The organism is Geodermatophilus saharensis (genome assembly GCF_900188205.1).
Taxonomy (GTDB): domain Bacteria; phylum Actinomycetota; class Actinomycetes; order Mycobacteriales; family Geodermatophilaceae; genus Geodermatophilus; species Geodermatophilus saharensis.
The window spans coordinates 38,618-55,461 of sequence record NZ_FZOH01000007.1; the positions used below are offsets into that span (position 1 = coordinate 38,618).

Genomic DNA, 16,844 nt, shown 5'->3' on the forward strand with positions numbered 1-16,844 from the left:
TCGACCCGCCCCTGTCTACTCAGGTGTGCGGGGGCGCACGCCGTGCGCCTGCCCCCGCCCTCCGCGTCCGGACCGCGGGCCAGAGGCCACGACCGTGCGCTGGAGCGGCGCCAACGAACCAGAGGCCTGTCACCCAGCGCAACCCCCTTGCGCGCCGATCCCGCTGTTGAGGCCTTTGGTCCCGGGGCTGCCGTGCCGCTGCAGTGACACCGAGTGACGACGCCCGAGGAGGTCCCGCCTCAGGGGAGGACGACGGTGGGGGAGGCGGCGTCGGGGACGAGGATGGCCGGCTGGCTGTCGCCGGACGGGGCGGTGACCCAGACGTCGGAGTCCCCGGACCCGGACAGGCCGCTCGCGACGGGGTAGAGGACGCGGTCCCCGCCCCACCAGGCCACCTGGTCGTCGACCTCGCGGCCCTCGGCCAGCGGGGCGCGCTCGCCGGTGCCCACGTCGTAGACGGTCAGCACCGGGGCGCGGGAGACGGGGTCGGTCCCCTTCATGACGATCGTCGACCCGTCGGCCGACACCGACGGGCAGGCGCCGTCCTCGGCGACGACGGTGAGCGTGCGGGTCTCGGCGTCCCCCCGGACCAGGTACCGGACGCCGCCGGTGCCCATGGTGGCGTAGAGGTCCGGGCCGTCCCCGACGAACGTGACGCCCCAGAAGTTGCGGTCCTCCGCGGTCACCGGCGTCCCGTCGGCGGCGGTGGCCGTCCACGACTCGAGGTTCCCCAGCGACTCCGGCGTCCCGCCGGTCAGGTCGGTCACCACGGTCTCGGTGGAGAACTGCGCGTCGGTGTAGGCGTGCCCGGTGACGAAGACCGTCGTCGCCGCGTAGCTGGCGTCGGCAGACACCCGGGCCCGGCTGGGGACGCCCGGCAGGTCGGCCGTGCCGGTCTCGCGGAAGGACCCGTCCAGGAAGACGGCGCGGTAGGTGGTGACCACCCCGGCCACCGACTGCAGGCAGACGGCGCCGCCCCGGGCCGCCGCGACGCGCTCGCAGGCGAGGTCGACGACCGCCCGCGGGCCGCCGGGGTCGTCGAGGGGGACCAGCGCGACCTCGCCGTAGGAGGGCCCCGGCTCGGTGTTCCGCACGACGACGTGCGGCACCCGTTGCACGTCCTCGACCGCCAGCCGGGTGCGGCCGGCCTCCGCCGCCGCCGCCGCGGCCGCGGCCGCCTCGTCCCCCTGCCGCTGGACCAGCAGGTAGGCCACCGTGCCGGCGACGACCAGCACCGCGGCGAGGACGAAGGCCAGCAGCCGGCGGCGGTCACGCACGGGGACCGACCCGCAGGTCGCGCAGCGCCCACCGGGCCGCGGGCAGGACGACGACGAGCGCGACGGCGAACCCGGCGAGCGCGGTCCACTGCCCGGTCAGCGTCCACAGCAGGCCGAAGAGCAGCGCCGACGCCGACCGGCCGGCCGCCACCGCCGTCTGCACGAGGGCGATCCCCGACGTCCGGACGTCGTCGGGACCGATCTCGGCGGCCAGCGCGGCGAGGACGCCGTCGGTGGCGGCGTAGTAGACGCCGAGGGCCGCGACGACGACCCCGGCCAGCAGCAGCCCGTCGGCGGGCAGCAGGAGCAGCGCGGCGTAGGCGGCCAGCAGGGCGACGTGGCCGGCGACGATGACCGGCACCCGGCCCACCCGGTCGGTGAGCCGGCCCAGCGGGACGGCGAGGATCAGGTAGACCGCCGCGGTGCCGACGAACAGCAGCGGGAACAGCGCGGCGCTGACCGCCTCCCGCTCGCGGACGAGCAGGTAGAGGAACCCGTCGCTGACGGTGAGCAGGCCCAGCACCGCGCCGGTGAGCGCGACCCGCCGCACCGGCCGGTGGCCCGCCAGCGCGGCGACCTGGCGCCAGCGGACCGGCGGGCGGTCGGCGGCGCGGCGGCGCTCGGGGACGAAGGTGACCAGCACGCCCAGCCCCAGCACCGCGAACACGGCGCTGACGAGGAACAGGCTGTCGTAGTCGCCGGGGAGGTAGAACAGCAGCGCGACGGCCAGCAGCGGCCCGAGCAGCGCCCCGGTGGTGTCCATGGCGCGGTGCACGCCGAACGCCCGGCCGAGCGCCCCGGCCGGCGCGGCGTCGGCGATGAGGGTGTCCCGCGGCGCGGTGCGCAGCCCCTTGCCGGTGCGGTCGACGGCGAGCACCGCGCTCAGCGCGGCGGCGCCCGAGGCGAGCAGCAGGCCGAGCTTGCACAGCGCCGAGAGCCCGTAGCCGAGCACCGCGGTCGCCTTGGGCCGCTGCCACCGGTCGGCCGCGGCCGCGGCCGCGAGTCGGACGAGCACCGTCGTGCCCTGGTAGACGCCGTCGACGACGCCGAACGCCAGCGGCGAGAGGCCGAGGGTCAGCGTGAGGTACACGGGCAGGACGGCGGCGACCATCTCCGACGAGACGTCGGTGAGCAGGCTGACCGTGCCCAGGGCGAGCACCGTGCCGCCGACCCGGGTGCGGGCCCGCCCGGTCGGCGTGCCCGCCTGCGGGACGTCGCGCACGCTGGCGTACACCCGGCCTCCTCCCGGCGGCGGTCGGTGTGCTGCCGCCGCGCGCCGGGCGCAGTATGCGTGCGTTCCGGGGCCGCCGGGAGCCCCTCCGGCCTCAGCGCGGGCGCGCGGGCGCCGTCCGGTTCGCCGGCTCGGCGGTCTCGAGCGCCTGCAGCGCCCGGCGCAGCGCGGTGCTCGAGGTGTGCATCGTGTACGGGAAGTAGTGGACCGTGACGCCGACGGTGGCCATGTCCCGCTCGAGCCGCTCGCCCTTCGGGGTCCCCCGCCAGTCGTCGCCCTTGAACAGGACGTCGAAGCGCACCGCCCGCCACGCCTCGAGCTTGTCCGGCACGACCTCGGCGTGGACGTCGTCGACGAAGCGCAGGTTGCGCACGATCTCCATCCGCTCGGCCAGCGGGACCACCGGCAGCCGGCCCTTGGTCTCCAGGAGCACGTCGTCGGCGACGACCCCGGCCACCAGCCGGTCGCAGTGCGCCGCGGCGTGCCGCAGCACGTTGAGGTGGCCGATGTGGAACAGGTCGTACGCGCCAGGCGCGTACCCGATGACGGTCATGTCTCCCCCAGGACCTCGTCCGACGTCCCGGGCAGTCGACCAGCCGGGGTCACTCTCCGTCATCCCCCGGACGGGTCCTCCCTGCCCGGATGCACCCGGTCGGGGGACACGGTGACGCCGCGTGAGCGCCGGCGGGGTCAGCCCGCGGGGTCGGCGAAGAAGGCCAGCACGCCGTCGAGGTCGTAGTGCGACGGGTCGCCGTGCTGGCCGCGGGCCGCCACGACCCGCGCGGTCCCGCCGTCGGCGAGGACCTGGCCGGCGCACGCGTCGGCGTTGCGGTCGCGGGCGACGACGGTGTCCTCGTCGGACGCCCACAGCCGCACCGGCACGTCGGCGTCCAGCCGCACCGGGGAGAGCCGGGCCAGGGCCGCGTCGACGTCCGCGCCGTGCGCCGCCTCGACCGACCCGGCGAAGGCCCCGTACACCGAGCCGAGGTCGCACAGCGGCGCGATCCCGGCGTAGGCGCGCAGCCCCGCGATCCGCCGGCCGGTGACCAGCTGCGCCCCGGCCAGTCCGCCCATGGACTCGGCCACGAGGAACACCTCGCCGGCGCCGGTCAGCTCCCGGGCCGTGGCGGCCAGCGCGGCGTGGGCGTCGACGCTCGCCGCGCTGCCCCACGCGTCCCCTCCGGCGTCGGAGGCGGCGACCGCGTAGCCGGCGGCGACGAGGCCCCGGGCGAGGCCGCCGAACGCCTCGTCGTCGGCGAGCGCGCCGAGGTCGGCGCCGTACCCGTGGGCGTAGACCACCAGCCGGCCGTTGGGCCGCTCCGGCACCAGGACGACGGCGGCCTCGCCGGCCACCTGCAGGGAGTGCGTCCCCGGTCCGAGCCGCTCGCCGGCCGCCGTGCCGGGGACCGGCGCCGGTGCGGCCGGGCCGGACGCGGTCGCCACCACCCCGGGCGCGCTGCCCGGGGCGCCGGCGGCGCACCCGCCGAGCAGCAGGGTCACCGCCGCGAGGACGCCCGCCCGCCGGCTCACCGGACGGGCCCGGGGGCCTCCACGCCACGCATGCGCCACGAGTGCCGGGCGAGCTTGGCCAGCAGCTGCGGTGCGCCGTCGCCGGGCGCCACGTAGAACCGCGGGATCGTGAACCGGTCACCGGGCAGGTAGTCGCCCGTGACGCAGGCGTGGTCGTAGCCCGCGGCGCGCGCCGCCTCGGCCGCGGCCGCGTCGAACTCCCCCCACGGGTAGGCGAAGCCGGGCACCGGCGCCTGCAGGACCTCCTCCAGCACGCGGCGGCTCCCGCCGACCTCGTCGGCGAGCACGGCCGGGTCGGCGCCCCGGAGGTGGACGTGGTGCAGCGTGTGGCTGCCGACCTCGTGCCCGGCGGCGGCCACGGCGCGCACGCCGCCGGCGTCGAGCAGGTCCAGCCGGGGGCCGTCGTCCCACTCGTTGCGGCCGGCCAGCCGGCCGGCGACCACGTACACCGTGCCGGTCATCCCGTGGCGGGCGAGCACCGGCGCGGCGTGCTCGAGGAAGTCGGTGTAGCCGTCGTCGAAGGTCAGCCCCACCAGCCCGGCGGCCGTGCCGCGGTCGTGGGCACGGACCAGCTCGGCGAGGGACACCCCGCGCAGGCCCAGCCGGCGCAGCAGCCGCAGGTGGCGGTCGAGCCGGTGCGGGTGCACGCGCACGCGGTGCGGGTCGGGCAGGGCCGAGGGGCTGATCGAGTGGTACATGAGCACGGGCGGGACCCGCAGCCGCTCCCGGCCCTCCGGGGTCTGGGCACCCCGGGACGACGTCGCGGTCACCGGGCGCCCAGGCGCGTCATCTCCCGCCGCCAGCGCGGCAGGCCGGCCAGCACGAACGCGGCGGTGCAGACCGCGAGCAGGCCGTAGGCGGAGAGGAACGCCGGGGCGGAGCCGAGGAGCGCGAACACCAGGCAGAGCACCCCGTAGTCGGTGGGGAGGACGACCAGCGAGCGGAGGACGCCGGCGCGCCCGGCGCCCGGCGCCGCGCGGGTGGGGGCGCCGTGGGCGCCGCGCAGCGCGTCGTTGAGGAGCATCGCGGAGAAGTAGAGGACGTCGAAGGCGGCGAACCCGACCGGCACCAGCAGCCAGCCGTCACCGACCTCGCCCTGGCGGAAGAGCCCGACGAGGACGGCGAGGTGGATGCAGACGGTCTTCGCCGCGTCGACCACGTGGTCCAGCCACTCCCCCGCCGGTGTGCCCCCGCCCCGCAGGCGGGCCAGCTGGCCGTCGGCGGAGTCCAGCGCGTAGCCGAGGGCCAGCGCCAGGGCGACGAGCACGCCGACCCACCAGGAGTGCGGCGCGAGCGCCACCGTCGCGATGGCGGAGAAGGTGACGACGGCGCTCGTGGCGGTCACGGCGTCGGGGGTGAGCCCGCGGTGGAAGGCCAGCGCGGCCAGGACCCGTCCCGCCGGCCGGTTCACGAACCGGCTGTACGCCGGGGCCCCGTGCGCGCCCTTCTGGGCACCGGCGAGGCGGCGGACCGTGTCGGCCAGCGTCTCGCCGGGAGCCGGACGCGCCGGGGCCCGGGTCGGGATCACGGGCGGCGTGTGCGCGTCCGCGACCGCCACGTCGTCCTGCAGCACGGGTCCTCCGGGGGATCGGGCGGTCCGCGGGTGCGGACCGGCCCGCCGAGTCTCGCCGTCGGCGGCTCCGCGGGAGGGGTCCCGGGGACCGGTCTCATCCGAAGGAGCGGGACCGGCCACCCCCGCCGCGGGAGGCCTCCCCCGGAGGGGTCACGGGACGTGGTGACCACCCGCGGCCCCCGGCTAGCGTCCGGACGCGACACCGACACGGTCGGGATGCCGCTGTCGCCGGGTGCGACGGCCACCGGCCGACGACACCTGGAGCTCCCCGTGGGACGACCTCGCACCGGCCGCGTCGTGGCCGTGCACCCGCACGCCGACCTCTACGGCAGCGACCGGATGTTCCTCGAGAGCCTGGCCGCCCTGGGCCCCGACGTCCTGGCCGTGCTGTCCACCTCCGGCCCGCTGGTCGAGGCGGTGCGGGCCCGCGGGTACGAGGTCCGGGTCGAGGAGTTCCCCGTCCTGCGCAAGGTCGAGCTGCGCGACCCGCGCCGGGCCGTCGTCTTCGCCGGTCGCTTCCTGCGCTCGGTGGGGACGCTGGCGTCCTGGCTGCGCGCCCAGGGGGCCGACGTGCTCTACGTCAGCACGGTCACCGCCCCCGAGTGGCTGCTGGCCGGGCGGCTGGCCGGCGTCCGCGTGGTGTGCCACGTGCACGAGAGCATGCCGATGCCGCGGCCGGCCGCCGCGCTGCTGCTGTCCCCCCTGCTCGCCGCCGACACGGTGGTCGCCAACAGCGGCGACACCGCGGCCTGGATCCGCGCCTCCCTCGGCGCGCGGGCCGCCCGGCGCACCCGGGTGGTGCACAACGGCGTCCGCGAGCCGGTGGCCCCCGCCGTGCAGCGGGCCCCGGGGCGGCCGCGGAGCCTCGTGGTCGTCGGCCGGCTGTCGACCATCAAGGGCCAGGACACCGCCGTCCGGGCGACCGCGCTGGTCCGGCAGGCCGGCCACGACGTGACGCTCACCCTCGTCGGTGACTGCTACCCCGGCTACGAGGCGGTCGAGGACGGCCTGCGCGACCTCGCCGTCCGGGAGGGCGTCGACGACGTCACCGTCTTCACCGGCTTCCAGGACCCCGCGCCGCACGTCGCCGCCGCCGACGTCGTCCTCGTGCCCTCCCGCGTCGAGTCCTTCGGCCTCGTGGCGGTCGAGGCCCTCCTGCTGGGGCGGCCGGTCGTCGCCACGCGGATCGGCGGGCTGCCGGAGGTCCTGCGCGACGGCGAGACGGGGCTGCTCGTGCCCGCCGACGACCCGCGGGCGCTCGCCGACGCGGTGCTGCGTCTGCTGGCCGACCCGCGGCTGGCCGAGGCGCTGGGCGCCGCCGGCCGGGCCGACGCCCGCGCCCGGTTCTCGATGACGGCGTTCACGCAGGCCCTGGCCGCCGCCGTCCTGCCCGGCCCGGCCCGGACCCTCCCGACCGCCGCGTAGGACCCGCTCAGCCCAGCGCGCGGGCCAGCCGGTCGACGGCGTCCTCGATCACCGCGAAGCTCCGGAGGTACTCCTCCCGGGGACGGCGGTGGGGGTCGGGGACGTCCTCGGGCGTCGCGCCGGGCACGCGGTGCCGGGCCGCGAGCGCCGGCAGCGCCGCCAGCCGCGCCGCCGCCGACGCGGGCACGTCCTGCGGCCAGCCGGCCGCGGCCACGGCCTCGGCGACGTCGGCCGCGTCGGTCAGCAGGAACGTGCGGCGCAGGGCCGCCGGGACCAGCTGGACCACCGCGGAGCGGTGCTCGCGGGCCATCGCCAGGACCAGCCCGGCCTGCCGGACGTCGGCCGGGCGCAGCTCCCGGGCCCCGGAGGGCTCCGCCGGGACGCCGGCGGCTTCCAGCAGCGCGGCCACCTCTGGGTCCACCGGCACGCCGGGGCGGGCGCGGGTGCCGGCGCTGGTGACCGTGACGCCGGAGCCGGCCAGCCGCCGGGCGAGCAGCCGCTCGGCCGCCGGTGACCGGCAGACGTTGGCGGTGCAGACGGCGAGGACGGTGACCCCCGCGGGGTCACCGTCCTCGCCGCGCGGTCGGGACGACAGCACCGTCACCAGCGGCCGGACGGCTCGGCGTGCGCGCCGCCGCGCGTGTCCGCCGGCGCCGTCCCCACCGGGGCGGGCGCGGACCGGGGACCGCGGGTGAGCGGCGCCCGCCAGGAGGAGTCCGCGACCTGCTCGGCCGGCGGGGCGTCGACCGCCTCGTAGCCGTAGGTGTCGCGCGCCCGCTGGCGGACGTGGGTGAGCACGACGCCGACCACGCGGACCTCCAGCCGGCGCAGCAGCGCGAGGGACTGGCCCAGCGCGGGGCGCCGGATCCGGCTGGTGTCGGCGACGACCATCGTCCCGGAGACGATCCGGGCCAGGACGGCGGAGTCGGTGACCGGCAGCAGGGGTGCTCCGTCGACGACCACGACGTCGTGGGTCCGCTCGAGCCGGGCGAGGACGTCGGCCATCGCCGGCGAGGCCAGCAGCTCGCTCGGGTTGGGCGGCAGCGGGCCGGTGGTCAGCACCGACAACCCGACGCTGCCCCACTCCTGCAGGACGTCGTCGAGGTCGGCCTGGCCGATCAGCGCGGTGGTCAGGCCCGCGGCGCCCTCGAGGCCGAGGGTGTCGGCCACGGAGGGCCGGCGGAGGTCGGCGTCGACCAGCGCCACCCGCAGGCCGGCGTCGGCCAGGGCCAGGGCCAGGTTGGCCGCCACCGTGGACTTGCCCTCGCCGGAGTGCGACGAGGTGACCAGCAGCGACAGCGGCCGGCCCGGGACCGCGGAGAACTGGACGGCGGTGCGCAGGGAGCGGACGGCCTCGGCCGCGGGGCTGCGCGGCGCGGTGAGGACGACGAGGTCGCGGCGGCCGCCCCGCGCCGGCGGCGTGTCCAGCGCGCCCAGCAGCGGCAGGTCGGTGACGCGGGCGACGTCCTCGGCGGTGCGCACCCGCGTGTCGGTGAGGTCGCGGGTCAGCCCGGCCGCGGTGCCCAGGGCCAGCCCGGCGATCAGGCCGACGAGCAGGTTCAGCGTGGTCCGGGGCGCGCTGGGCGCGGTCGGCGCCACCGCCGGCGACACCGTGGTGCCCCGCACCGTCGGGTTCCCGTCGGCGGTGGCCGGCGCGAGGTCGGCGACGGTCGCCACGAGCTGCTCGGTGACGGCGTTGGTCAGCTCCGCCGCGCGAGCCGGGGAGGTGTCGGTGACGCGCACCTCGAGGACCACGGTCCCGTCCACCACCTCGGTGGCGACGCGGCCGGCCAGCCGGCGGGCGGTGGTGTCGAGGTCCAGGTCGTCGATGACCGGGTCGAGCACGGCCGGCGTGCTGGCCAGCATCGCGTAGGAGGCGACCTGGTTCTGCGCGAACGCCGAGCCCTGCACCAGGTCGTCGGCGGACTCCCCGAAGCTCAGGGAGAAGAAGATGCTGCTGGTGGCCTCGTAGGACTTCGGCGTCGTCAGGGAGAGGGCCCCGGCCACGGCCAGGCCGGCCAGCGCGGCCGCGACGAGCCACCGCCAGCGGCGGCGCAGCATGTGCAGGAACTCGTGCAGGTTCATCAGTCTCCCCGTGCGTGCACGCACCGATCGGACGGGCTCGGCAGCGACGGCCGGCGCCCCGGTGGGGTGGCCGGCTGCCATCCGAGCGGCAAGTTACCGAGACGGGACCGTGCCCGTACCCCGCGCGGCCCGGGGCTGACCCGAACGGGTAGCCCGGGCCGCCCGGCCGCCGTACGCGGCCGTCGTCCGGCACCGTGGGTGACCGGCGGGGGGCTGCCGGCGTCCTGCCCCTTCCGGGTGGCAGGCCTCCGGAGGACGCCGGGAGGGCGCGGATCCGGCCGCAGACTGGCCGCGTGACGACGGGGGACGGCGACGAGCGCCGGGGTGGATCCGACCGCGGGGACCGGCACGGTCCGCTGCTGACCCGGCCCGGGGCGGTCCTGCTCGCGGTGGTGACGGCGTGGACCGCGGTCCCCTCCCTGGTCGCCGAGCGCAAGGTCACCTGGGCGCTGCTGGCGGTGCTCCTGGTCGCCGTCGCCGTGGCCCTGTGGCAGCACGCGCGCCGGCTGCGCTGGACCACGCCGGTGACGCTCCTGACGGTGCTGCTGCTGGTGGCCACCGTGTCCGCGGTCCACCACGCCACGCTCGACGAGCTGGTCGCCGGGACGGCGACGGCGCTGCTGCTCGTCGGCTGCTGCCTGCTCGCGGTGAACTGCGGACCCGCCGACGTGCGGCTGCTCGCCCGCGGCCTGGTCCTGCTCGCCCTGGCCGAGCTGGCGGTGGCCCTGGGCAGCGCGCACCTGGGCGTGCCCGCACCGTGGGGCTACCTCGGTACCCCGGGGACGACGTTCGGGGTCAACGACCTGGTCCCGGCGCTGGGCGGCCGGTCCACCGGGACGATGGCCCACCCCATCCCGTTCGGCACGCTGATGGCCCTGGCGGCCGCACTGTGCCTGACCTCGGTCACCCGCTGGCCGGTGCCCGTCCGGGTGCTCGCCGGCGCGGCGGCCTGCTACGGCCTGGCCATGTCGGGCAGCCGCAGCGCCGCCCTCGTCCTGTGCCTGGCCACCGTGGTCGCCGTCCTCACGCCGCGGGCGCTGCGGATCGGCGCGACCGCCCGCGTGGTGGTCGTGCTCGCCCTGGCCGGGGCGGTGCTCGTGCTGCACGACACCCGGCTCCCGGTGGTCGCCAGCCTGGAGGGCACCGGGTCGCTGACGCACCGGCTGGCCGCGCTGGACGCCGCCGGCCGGCTGCTCGACCGCCCGGTGGAGCAGACCCTGCTCGGCAGCGGGACGGGGTCGCTGGACGACCTGTTCGCCTCCGGCCTGCTGCAGCTCGACGGCTTCTTCGCCGTCGACAACCAGCTCGTGACCACCTTCGCCCTCGCGGGGCTGGTGGGCCTCGCCGCGCTGCTGGGGCTGGTCGTCGCCGGCCTGCTGCGCGGCGTCCCCGAGGTGCGCCCGGCGGCCCTCCTGCTCGTCGGCATGGTGATGTCGTTCGACCTGCTGGAGTGGAACGCCACGGCGGTGCTCTTCGTCGCCCTCGTGCTGCTCGGCTCGGCCGGCCCCTGGGTTGGGGACCCGGACCAGGAGGCCCCCGCGACGCGCGACGGCGTCCCCGTCCCGCTCGCCGCACCGGCCGGAACGGTCCGGCCGTGACCGCCACCGAGGCCCCGCGCCCGCCGGCCGCGCCGCGCGCCGCGCGGGCCGCCGGGATCACGCTGGTCGGGCAGGCGCTGCGCACCGTGGTGCAGTTCGGCTCCATCCTGGTGCTGGCGCGGCTGCTGCTGCCGGAGGACTACGGCCTGCTGGCGATCGTGCTCGTCGTCGTGGGCATCGGGGAGATCGTCCGCGACTTCGGGCTGAGCACCGCGGCGATCCGCGCACCGGAGCTGTCCGAGGACACCCGCGACGCGCTGTTCTGGATCAACACCGCGATCGGCGTGCTGCTGTGCCTCGTCGTCGTCGCCGGCTCCGGGCTGCTGGCCGCTCTGTTCGACCGCCCGGCGCTGACCGGGATCGCCTGCGCGCTGTCGGCCACCTTCGTCCTCAACGGGATGGCCACCCAGTACCGGGTGACGCTGACCCGCGAGATGCGCTTCGGCGCCCTGGTGACCGCCGACGTCGCCGCGCAGGCCACCGCGGCGGCGGTGGCGATCGCCCTGGCCGCCCTCGGGGCGGGGTACTGGGCGCTGGTCGCCCAGCAGCTGGTCCAGTCCGCGCTCCTGCTGGTCCTCGTCGCCGTCCCGGCGCGCTGGTGGCCCGGGCGCCCGCGCCGCACCCCGGGCCTGCGGCCGTTCCTGACGCTGGGGCTGCACCTGGTGGGCACCCAGCTGGTCAACTACGCCGGCAACAACGTCGACACCGTCACCATCGGCCTGCGCTTCGACGCGGCGGCGCTCGGGCTCTACAACCGCGGCTTCCAGCTGCTGATGACCCCGCTGAACCAGCTGCGCTCCCCCGCCACCACCGTCGCCCTGCCGGTGCTGGCGCGGCTGCAGGACGACCGCGAGCGCTTCGACGAGTACCTGCGCCGCGGGCAGCTGGCCCTCGGCCTCCCGATCGTCGTCTCGCTGGGCGTGGTGGCCGGGGCCGCCGGGCCGCTGGTGGAGCTGCTGCTGGGGCCGCGCTGGTCCGGGGTCGCGCCGATCCTCGCGCTGCTCGCCGTGGCCGCGGCGTCCCAGACGCTGGCCTTCGTCGGGCTGTGGGTCTACCTGTCCCGCGGCCTGGGCGCCCAGCTGTTCCGCTACACGGTGGGCACCTCGGTGCTGCGCCTGGCCTGCGTCCTGGCCGGCAGCACCTGGGGGGTCGTCGGCGTGGCGGCCGGCTACGCGCTGGCGGCCTGCCTGGAGTGGCCGCTGTCGCTGTGGTGGCTCTCGCGGATCACCGACTTCCCCGGCCGGACGCTCGCGGCCGGGGCGCTGCGCGTCCTCGGCTGCGCGGTCCCCGCCGGTGGCGCCGCCTGGCTGGTCACCCTGGCCGCCGGTGCGCTGCCCACCACCGTGGTCCTCCTGCTCGCCGGGCTCGCCGGGGCCGCGATCGTCGCCCTGGCGGCCGCCGTCTCCCGCACCGTGCGGGCCGACCTCGCCGGCGTGCTCGCGTTCGGCCGCTCGATGGCCCGGCGGTGACCGCCGTGCCGGCGGCCCGGCCCGCCCCTTCCCCGACCCAGGAGGACACCGCGGCCATGAGCGCCGACGTCCCGGCCGCCGCGGAGCGCCGGCCCCTCACCGTCCTGCAGTCCTTCCCCGAGCCGCGGGAGACGACGAACCCCTACGTGGTGATGCTGCGGGACGCGCTGGCCGCCGTGCCCGGCACGCGGGTGCTCACCTTCTCCTGGCGGCGGGCGCTGACCGCCCGCTACGACGCCTTCCACGCCCACTGGCCGGAGATCCTCGTCGACGGCAACGGCCCGCTGAAGAAGCTCGTCCGCCAAGCGCTGTTCGTGCTCCTCCTGCTCCGCCTGCGGGTCACCCGCGTGCCGCTGGTGCGCACGGTGCACAACCTCGAGCTGCCCGAGGGCATCTCCCGGCGCGAGCGGGTGCTGCTGCGGTGGGCCGAGCGGGTCACGGCGGCGCGGATCCGGATCAACGACAGCACCGAGCTCGACGCCGGCACGCCCGTGGAGACGATCGTGCACGGCCACTACCGCGACTGGTACGCCGCGCACCCGCGCCGCGACCGCCGTCCCGGCCGGCTGGCCTTCGTCGGGCAGGTGCGCCGCTACAAGGGCGTCGACCGGCTGGTGGAGGCCTTCGGCGAGACGACCGACGCCGGGCTCAGCCTGCGCATCGCCGGCCGGCCGACCTCCGACGGGCTGGCCGAGCGGCTGCGGGAGGCCGCCGCGGCCGACCCCCGGATCAGCCTGTCACTGGGGTTCGTCCCCGACGCCGACCTGGTCGGTGAGATCACCGGGGCCGAGCTCGTGGTGCTGCCCTACCGCGAGATGCACAACTCCGGCGGGGCGCTGGCCGCGCTGTCGCTCGACACCCCGGTCCTCGTGCCGGACAACGCGGTCAACCGCCGGCTGGCCGAGGAGGTCGGGGCCGGCTGGGTGCACACCTACACGCCGCCGCTGACCGGCGCGGACCTGACCGGCACGCTCGACCGGCTGCGCGCGGAGCCGCCGGCGGCCGCGCCGGACCTGTCCCGGCGGGAGTGGGACGACGCCGGGCGCGCCCACGTGGCCGCCTACCGGCGGGCCCGGGCGGCCCTGCGCCGCTGAACGCCGGCGGGGCCCGAGGGACCTCAGCGGACGAAGCGCGCCTCGCGGACGGCGGTGCCCTCGGCCAGGACCTCGCCCAGCGACCGGGCGCGCAGCCCGTCGGCGGCGTACCCGGCCAGCACCTCGCGGACCAGCCGGCCCTTGTCCAGCACCGGCGCCGGCCCGTCGTCCGCGCCGTCCTCGGGGCCGGCGAAGCCGTCGTGCGCCAGCACGACCGCCCCGCGGTGCAGCCCCTCCCAAGCCTTGGCCAGGCGCCGCTCGTGCGGCACGTCCCGCCAGTCCCAGGTGGTCGGGCCCCACAGCACCGGGGTCAGCCCGGCGCCGGTGACCGCGCGCCAGGTCCGCGGCGTCTGCCGGCCGTTGGGCGGCCGGTGCCAGCGGACGGCGCGGCCGAGGGCGTCCTCGAGCTCCGCGCGGCCGGCGCGCAGCAGCGGCCGGACCTCGCCGGGCGGGAGCGTGGGCAGCGGGCGGTGGTCGGCGCCGTGCAGGGCCACCTCGTGCCCGGCGGCGACGACCTCGTCGAACAGCGACCGGTACCGGCGCACCCGGGTCAGGAGCACGAAGAACGTGGCGGTGGCGCCGGCGTCGGCCAGCGCGGCGAGCACCCGGTCGGTGCCGCCGGGCTCCGGGCCGTCGTCGAAGGTCAGGGCCACCGACGGCGCCGCCGTCCGGACCGACACGATCGACCCGGCAACGGAGCCGGCGGCCCGGCGCGCCAGCGTCAGCGCGCCGCGCCGGACGGCGCGGGTGGCCTGCGCGGCCAGCGCGGTGGCGCTCACCGGGGGGCGACCCGGCCCAGGCGCCACCGGCGCCCGTCGCGGGCGTACTCCTCGTAGACGACACCGAGCGCGCCGCCCACCATGCCGAGGCCGCGGAAGACCGCGCGGGCCCCGCGGGCCTGGTGGGCCGCCGAGCCGGTTCCCCGGCCCAGGACCCAGCGGGCCCCTCCGCCGGCGATCCGGACCAGCCCGCGCACCAGGCCGCGGGCGCGGATCCGCAGCCGGGCGACCGCGCCGGCGCTCAGCCGCAGCTCGGTGAGCACCGTGGCGTTGCCGTGGCTCCAGGCCCGGGTGAGCACCCACCGGCGGGTCGTCCGCTCGGCCGGCACGCGGTCGACCGCGGCCGACTCGTCGCACCAGACCATGCGGGCCCCCGCGTGCGCCAGCGAGCGGCTGAACAGCGTGTCCTCCCCGCCGGCCAGCCCCAGGGCCGACTCGAAGCGGGTGCCCGCGGCGCGCACCTGGTCGAGGTCGAGGAGGAGGTTGCCGGTGGCGGCGACGTCGATCTCGGTGCCCGTGGGCATCCGGCGGCGGACGAAGAAGCGGCCGGCGAGGATCCAGGGGTCCACCGGGCCGGCGTACTCGGCCAGGATCCGCCCCGACACCGCCGCGGCGCCGGAGTCCTCCCAGGTGGCCAGCAGCGCGGTCAGCCAGTTCTCGCAGGGGCGCTCGTCGTCGTCGATGAAGGCGAGCAGCCGCGACCCGGCCGCCTCCTCGAGTGCCCGGTTGCGCACCGCGGCGATGCCCGGCCGGGCCTCGACGACGGCGCGGACGCCCGGGACGGCCGCCGCGACCGCGGCGCCGGACCCGTCGGGGTCGTTGTCGACGACCAGCACCTCCGCGGCGTACCGGCCGCCGGCGGTCACCTCGGCCACCTGCTCGAGCAGCCGCGGCAGCAGGTCGCGCAGCTCGTCCGGGCGCCGGAACGTCGGGACGGCGACGGTGACCCGCACGCCGCCCGGGTCGGGCAGGCCGGGAGTCGACGGCACCGTGGTCGTGGCGGTCACGCCCCGCATCCCATCACCGGGGAGCCGGTGCGCGCCTCACCCCGACGGGCGGGGATGAGGGGCCGCGGACGAGCGCGGCGAGGGCGATCGCCGCGCCCTCGAGGCTGCCGCGGACCGCGGCGGCCAGCGGGCGGGGCGAGTGCACCAGCTGGCGGCGGCCGCCGCGCAGCAGGATCTCCCAGCTGACCCGCGGCGTGCGCAGCAGCCACCCGAGCAGCTGCCGGCGGGACAGGTTGCGCGCCGCGAACACGAGGCGGTTGCGGCAGTTGTAGCGGTAGTAGAGGTCGGACTTGGCGTCGCCCTGCCGCTCTCCCTGCGTGCCGCCCTCGTCGTGGACGGCCACCAGGTCGGGGCGGACGACCAGGGAGCCGCCGGCGGCCAGCGCCCGGTGGCTGAGGTCGACGTCCTCCCAGTAGAGGAAGTAGCCCTCGTCGTAGCCACCGCCCAGCCGGTCGGCCATCTCCGCCGACACCACCAGGCAGGCCCCGGTCAGCCAGTCCTCGACCGGCCCGCGGGAGCGGGTGGGGCTGTGCGGCGCGCCGGTGCGGCCGTCCCGCAGGCCCAGCGTGGACCCGGCGAAGACGGTCGTCCCGGCGGAGTCGACGATCCGCGGGGCGATGACGGCGAGCGGGTCGGCCAGGCTGGCCACGCGCAGCTCCTCGAGCACCGCGGGCGTCACCGAGGCGTCGGGGTTCAGGCAGCAGAAGGTGGCGCAGCCGAGCTCGCGGGCCCGGGCGAACCCGGCGTTGGTGGCCGCGCCGAACCCGCGGTTGTCCGGGAGCGCCACCAGCTCCCAGCCGTGCTCGGCGGCCAGCGCGGTGACCGCGGCGCGCTCGGCGTCGGTGCTGTGGTTGTCCACCACCACGACGCGCACGTGGGGTCCCAGCGGCCCGGCCGCCGCCAGGTTCCGGCGCAGCAGCGCGCTGGAGCCGTAGTTGACGACGACCAGGCCCAGCCCCTCCGGGCCGCCGCGGGGAGCGGCGGCCCGGAGGCGGAGGGTGTTCTCCGGTGACACGACGGCAGTGTCGGTCACGGTGCGGCCGGTGCCGTGCCCGCCTCGCCGACCCACAGCTGGTCGAACCGGACGGCGGTGGGGGCGGTGGCGGAGGCCGACACGTACTGGTCGAGCAGGACCGTGCCGGCGCGCTGCAGCACCGCGGCGTCGTCGGTGCGGACCAGCGCCCAGGCCGCCGGCTCGGTGGTGCCGGTGGCCCACGCCTTGACCCGCAGGGTCGTGGTGCCGCTGCCGGCGCTCTCGAACCGGACGGTCAGCGACGTGCCGGGCCTGTAGCCGCCGGGCAGCAGGTAGCCGCCCAGGATCGTCTCCTGGTCGTCCACCGTCCGGACCAGCATGACCTCGACCTGGCCGTCGGCACGGAACCGCAGCTTCGCCCGGTAGTCGGTGAGGCCGACCGTGCGGGTGGCCACGCCGACGTAGACGCCGCCACCCGTGGGTGCCTGCGGCAGCGTCAGCGCCACCTGCACCGCGACGTCCTGGCGGGAGAGCTGGGTCAGGGCGGCCGTGTTCGACTGCGCGGCCGGGACCAGGAGCTGGCCCTGCCCGCCGGACACGGAGGCGTTGGCCGCCGGGCCGCCGATCACCCAGGGACCGCCGGTGTCGGCCGTGCCCCACCCGCCGGTGACCTGGCGCTCGAAGGCGTCGGCGGCCAGCGGCGCGCCCGGCTGCGGGCCGGTGGGCGGCGCGGTCACGGTCACCGACCGGGTGGTGGTCCCGGTCAGGCCCGCGGCGTCGGACACCGTCAACCGCACCGTGTA

Annotated in this window: 15 protein-coding genes and 1 pseudogene; 4 read left to right on the plus strand and 12 right to left on the minus strand. The window is 77.7% G+C overall.

Going from position 1 to position 16,844, the window contains the following annotated elements; all coding sequences use genetic code 11:
• Nucleotides 1–239: 239 nt before the first annotated feature.
• The 6 genes from CHC04_RS16625 to CHC04_RS16650 all read right to left on the minus strand — a co-directional run bounded on the left by CHC04_RS16625 (nucleotide 240) and on the right by CHC04_RS16650 (nucleotide 5,611).
• On the minus strand, nucleotides 240–1,277 hold the full coding sequence (locus CHC04_RS16625) for a TolB-like translocation protein (protein ID WP_089405075.1): 1,038 nt from the start codon (nucleotides 1,275–1,277) through the stop codon (nucleotides 240–242).
• Nucleotides 1,270–2,511 (minus strand): MFS transporter, encoded by a 1,242-nt coding sequence (locus CHC04_RS16630; RefSeq protein ID WP_089405076.1) that lies wholly within the window; start codon nucleotides 2,509–2,511, stop codon nucleotides 1,270–1,272. The genes CHC04_RS16625 and CHC04_RS16630 overlap by 8 nt, the downstream gene beginning before the upstream one ends.
• Nucleotides 2,512–2,602: 91 nt before the next feature.
• Nucleotides 2,603–3,061, minus strand: a complete 459-nt coding sequence (locus CHC04_RS16635; RefSeq protein WP_089405261.1) for an FAD synthase family protein — start codon at nucleotides 3,059–3,061, stop codon at nucleotides 2,603–2,605.
• A 137-nt stretch (nucleotides 3,062–3,198) separates the two neighbouring features.
• Nucleotides 3,199–4,008 carry an alpha/beta fold hydrolase gene (locus CHC04_RS16640; protein WP_217897418.1) on the minus strand — a complete coding sequence of 270 codons (810 nt, stop codon included), beginning with the start codon at nucleotides 4,006–4,008 and terminating at the stop codon, nucleotides 3,199–3,201.
• Nucleotides 4,009–4,034: 26 nt separating this feature from the next.
• A complete protein-coding gene (locus CHC04_RS16645) occupies nucleotides 4,035–4,808 on the minus strand; it encodes a polysaccharide deacetylase family protein (RefSeq protein ID WP_089405078.1) in 774 nt (257 codons plus the stop codon).
• Nucleotides 4,805–5,611 carry a CDP-alcohol phosphatidyltransferase family protein gene (locus CHC04_RS16650; RefSeq protein ID WP_245817332.1) on the minus strand — a complete coding sequence of 269 codons (807 nt, stop codon included), beginning with the start codon at nucleotides 5,609–5,611 and terminating at the stop codon, nucleotides 4,805–4,807. The genes CHC04_RS16645 and CHC04_RS16650 overlap by 4 nt, the downstream gene beginning before the upstream one ends.
• A 270-nt stretch (nucleotides 5,612–5,881) precedes the next feature.
• On the opposite strand from CHC04_RS16650, the gene CHC04_RS16655 reads away from it, so the two are divergent.
• Complete coding sequence (locus CHC04_RS16655) at nucleotides 5,882–7,036, plus strand: glycosyltransferase family 4 protein (RefSeq protein ID WP_176450059.1); 1,155 nt, start codon at nucleotides 5,882–5,884, stop codon at nucleotides 7,034–7,036.
• A gap of 7 nt (nucleotides 7,037–7,043) precedes the next feature.
• Here CHC04_RS16655 and CHC04_RS16660 read toward each other — a convergent pair whose 3' ends face one another.
• On the minus strand, nucleotides 7,044–7,634 hold the full coding sequence (locus tag CHC04_RS16660) for an arsenate reductase/protein-tyrosine-phosphatase family protein (RefSeq protein ID WP_217897419.1): 591 nt from the start codon (nucleotides 7,632–7,634) through the stop codon (nucleotides 7,044–7,046).
• A gap of 2 nt (nucleotides 7,635–7,636) precedes the next feature.
• Complete coding sequence (locus tag CHC04_RS16665) at nucleotides 7,637–9,121, minus strand: tyrosine-protein kinase domain-containing protein (RefSeq protein ID WP_176450060.1); 1,485 nt, start codon at nucleotides 9,119–9,121, stop codon at nucleotides 7,637–7,639.
• Between the two features lie 293 nt (nucleotides 9,122–9,414).
• On the opposite strand from CHC04_RS16665, the gene CHC04_RS16670 reads away from it, so the two are divergent.
• From CHC04_RS16670 to CHC04_RS16680, 3 genes are read left to right on the plus strand one after another with little or no spacing between them, the layout of a single operon-like run.
• On the plus strand, nucleotides 9,415–10,719 hold the full coding sequence (locus tag CHC04_RS16670; RefSeq protein WP_089405081.1) for a hypothetical protein: 1,305 nt from the start codon (nucleotides 9,415–9,417) through the stop codon (nucleotides 10,717–10,719).
• Entirely contained in the window at nucleotides 10,716–12,188 is a 1,473-nt protein-coding gene (locus CHC04_RS16675) for a lipopolysaccharide biosynthesis protein (protein WP_089405082.1), read from the plus strand. Before CHC04_RS16670 ends, CHC04_RS16675 begins: the two co-directional genes overlap by 4 nt.
• A gap of 56 nt (nucleotides 12,189–12,244) precedes the next feature.
• Nucleotides 12,245–13,282: a glycosyltransferase gene (locus CHC04_RS16680; RefSeq protein ID WP_089405083.1), complete on the plus strand. Its 1,038-nt coding sequence runs from the start codon at nucleotides 12,245–12,247 to the stop codon at nucleotides 13,280–13,282.
• Between the two features lie 23 nt (nucleotides 13,283–13,305).
• On the opposite strand, the gene CHC04_RS16685 is transcribed toward CHC04_RS16680, so the two are convergent.
• The 4 genes and pseudogenes from CHC04_RS16685 to CHC04_RS24285 form a co-directional block, all read right to left on the minus strand.
• Nucleotides 13,306–14,061, minus strand: coding sequence for a polysaccharide deacetylase family protein (locus tag CHC04_RS16685; RefSeq protein ID WP_245817335.1), 756 nt, complete (start codon nucleotides 14,059–14,061; stop codon nucleotides 13,306–13,308).
• The gene (locus CHC04_RS25035) at nucleotides 14,058–15,068 is read right to left on the minus strand and encodes a glycosyltransferase family 2 protein (RefSeq protein ID WP_245817337.1); all 1,011 of its coding nucleotides are present in this window, start codon (nucleotides 15,066–15,068) and stop codon (nucleotides 14,058–14,060) included. Before CHC04_RS25035 ends, CHC04_RS16685 begins: the two co-directional genes overlap by 4 nt.
• Before the next feature lie 13 nt (nucleotides 15,069–15,081).
• Complete coding sequence (locus tag CHC04_RS16695) at nucleotides 15,082–16,101, minus strand: glycosyltransferase (RefSeq protein WP_176450061.1); 1,020 nt, start codon at nucleotides 16,099–16,101, stop codon at nucleotides 15,082–15,084.
• Nucleotides 16,098–16,844, minus strand: a pseudogene (locus CHC04_RS24285) (PKD domain-containing protein); the annotation flags it as partial. The gene CHC04_RS16695 and the pseudogene CHC04_RS24285, both read right to left, overlap by 4 nt.

What these genes read in the sequence shown, in the direction of transcription:
- CHC04_RS16635 (WP_089405261.1), bottom strand. Translation starts at nt 3,061, where the DNA reads ATGACCGTCATCGGGTACGCGCCTGGCGCGTACGACCTGTTCCACATC.
- CHC04_RS16665 (WP_176450060.1), bottom strand. Translation starts at nt 9,121, where the DNA reads ATGAACCTGCACGAGTTCCTGCACATGCTGCGCCGCCGCTGGCGGTGG.
- CHC04_RS16680 (WP_089405083.1), top strand. Translation starts at nt 12,245, where the DNA reads ATGAGCGCCGACGTCCCGGCCGCCGCGGAGCGCCGGCCCCTCACCGTC.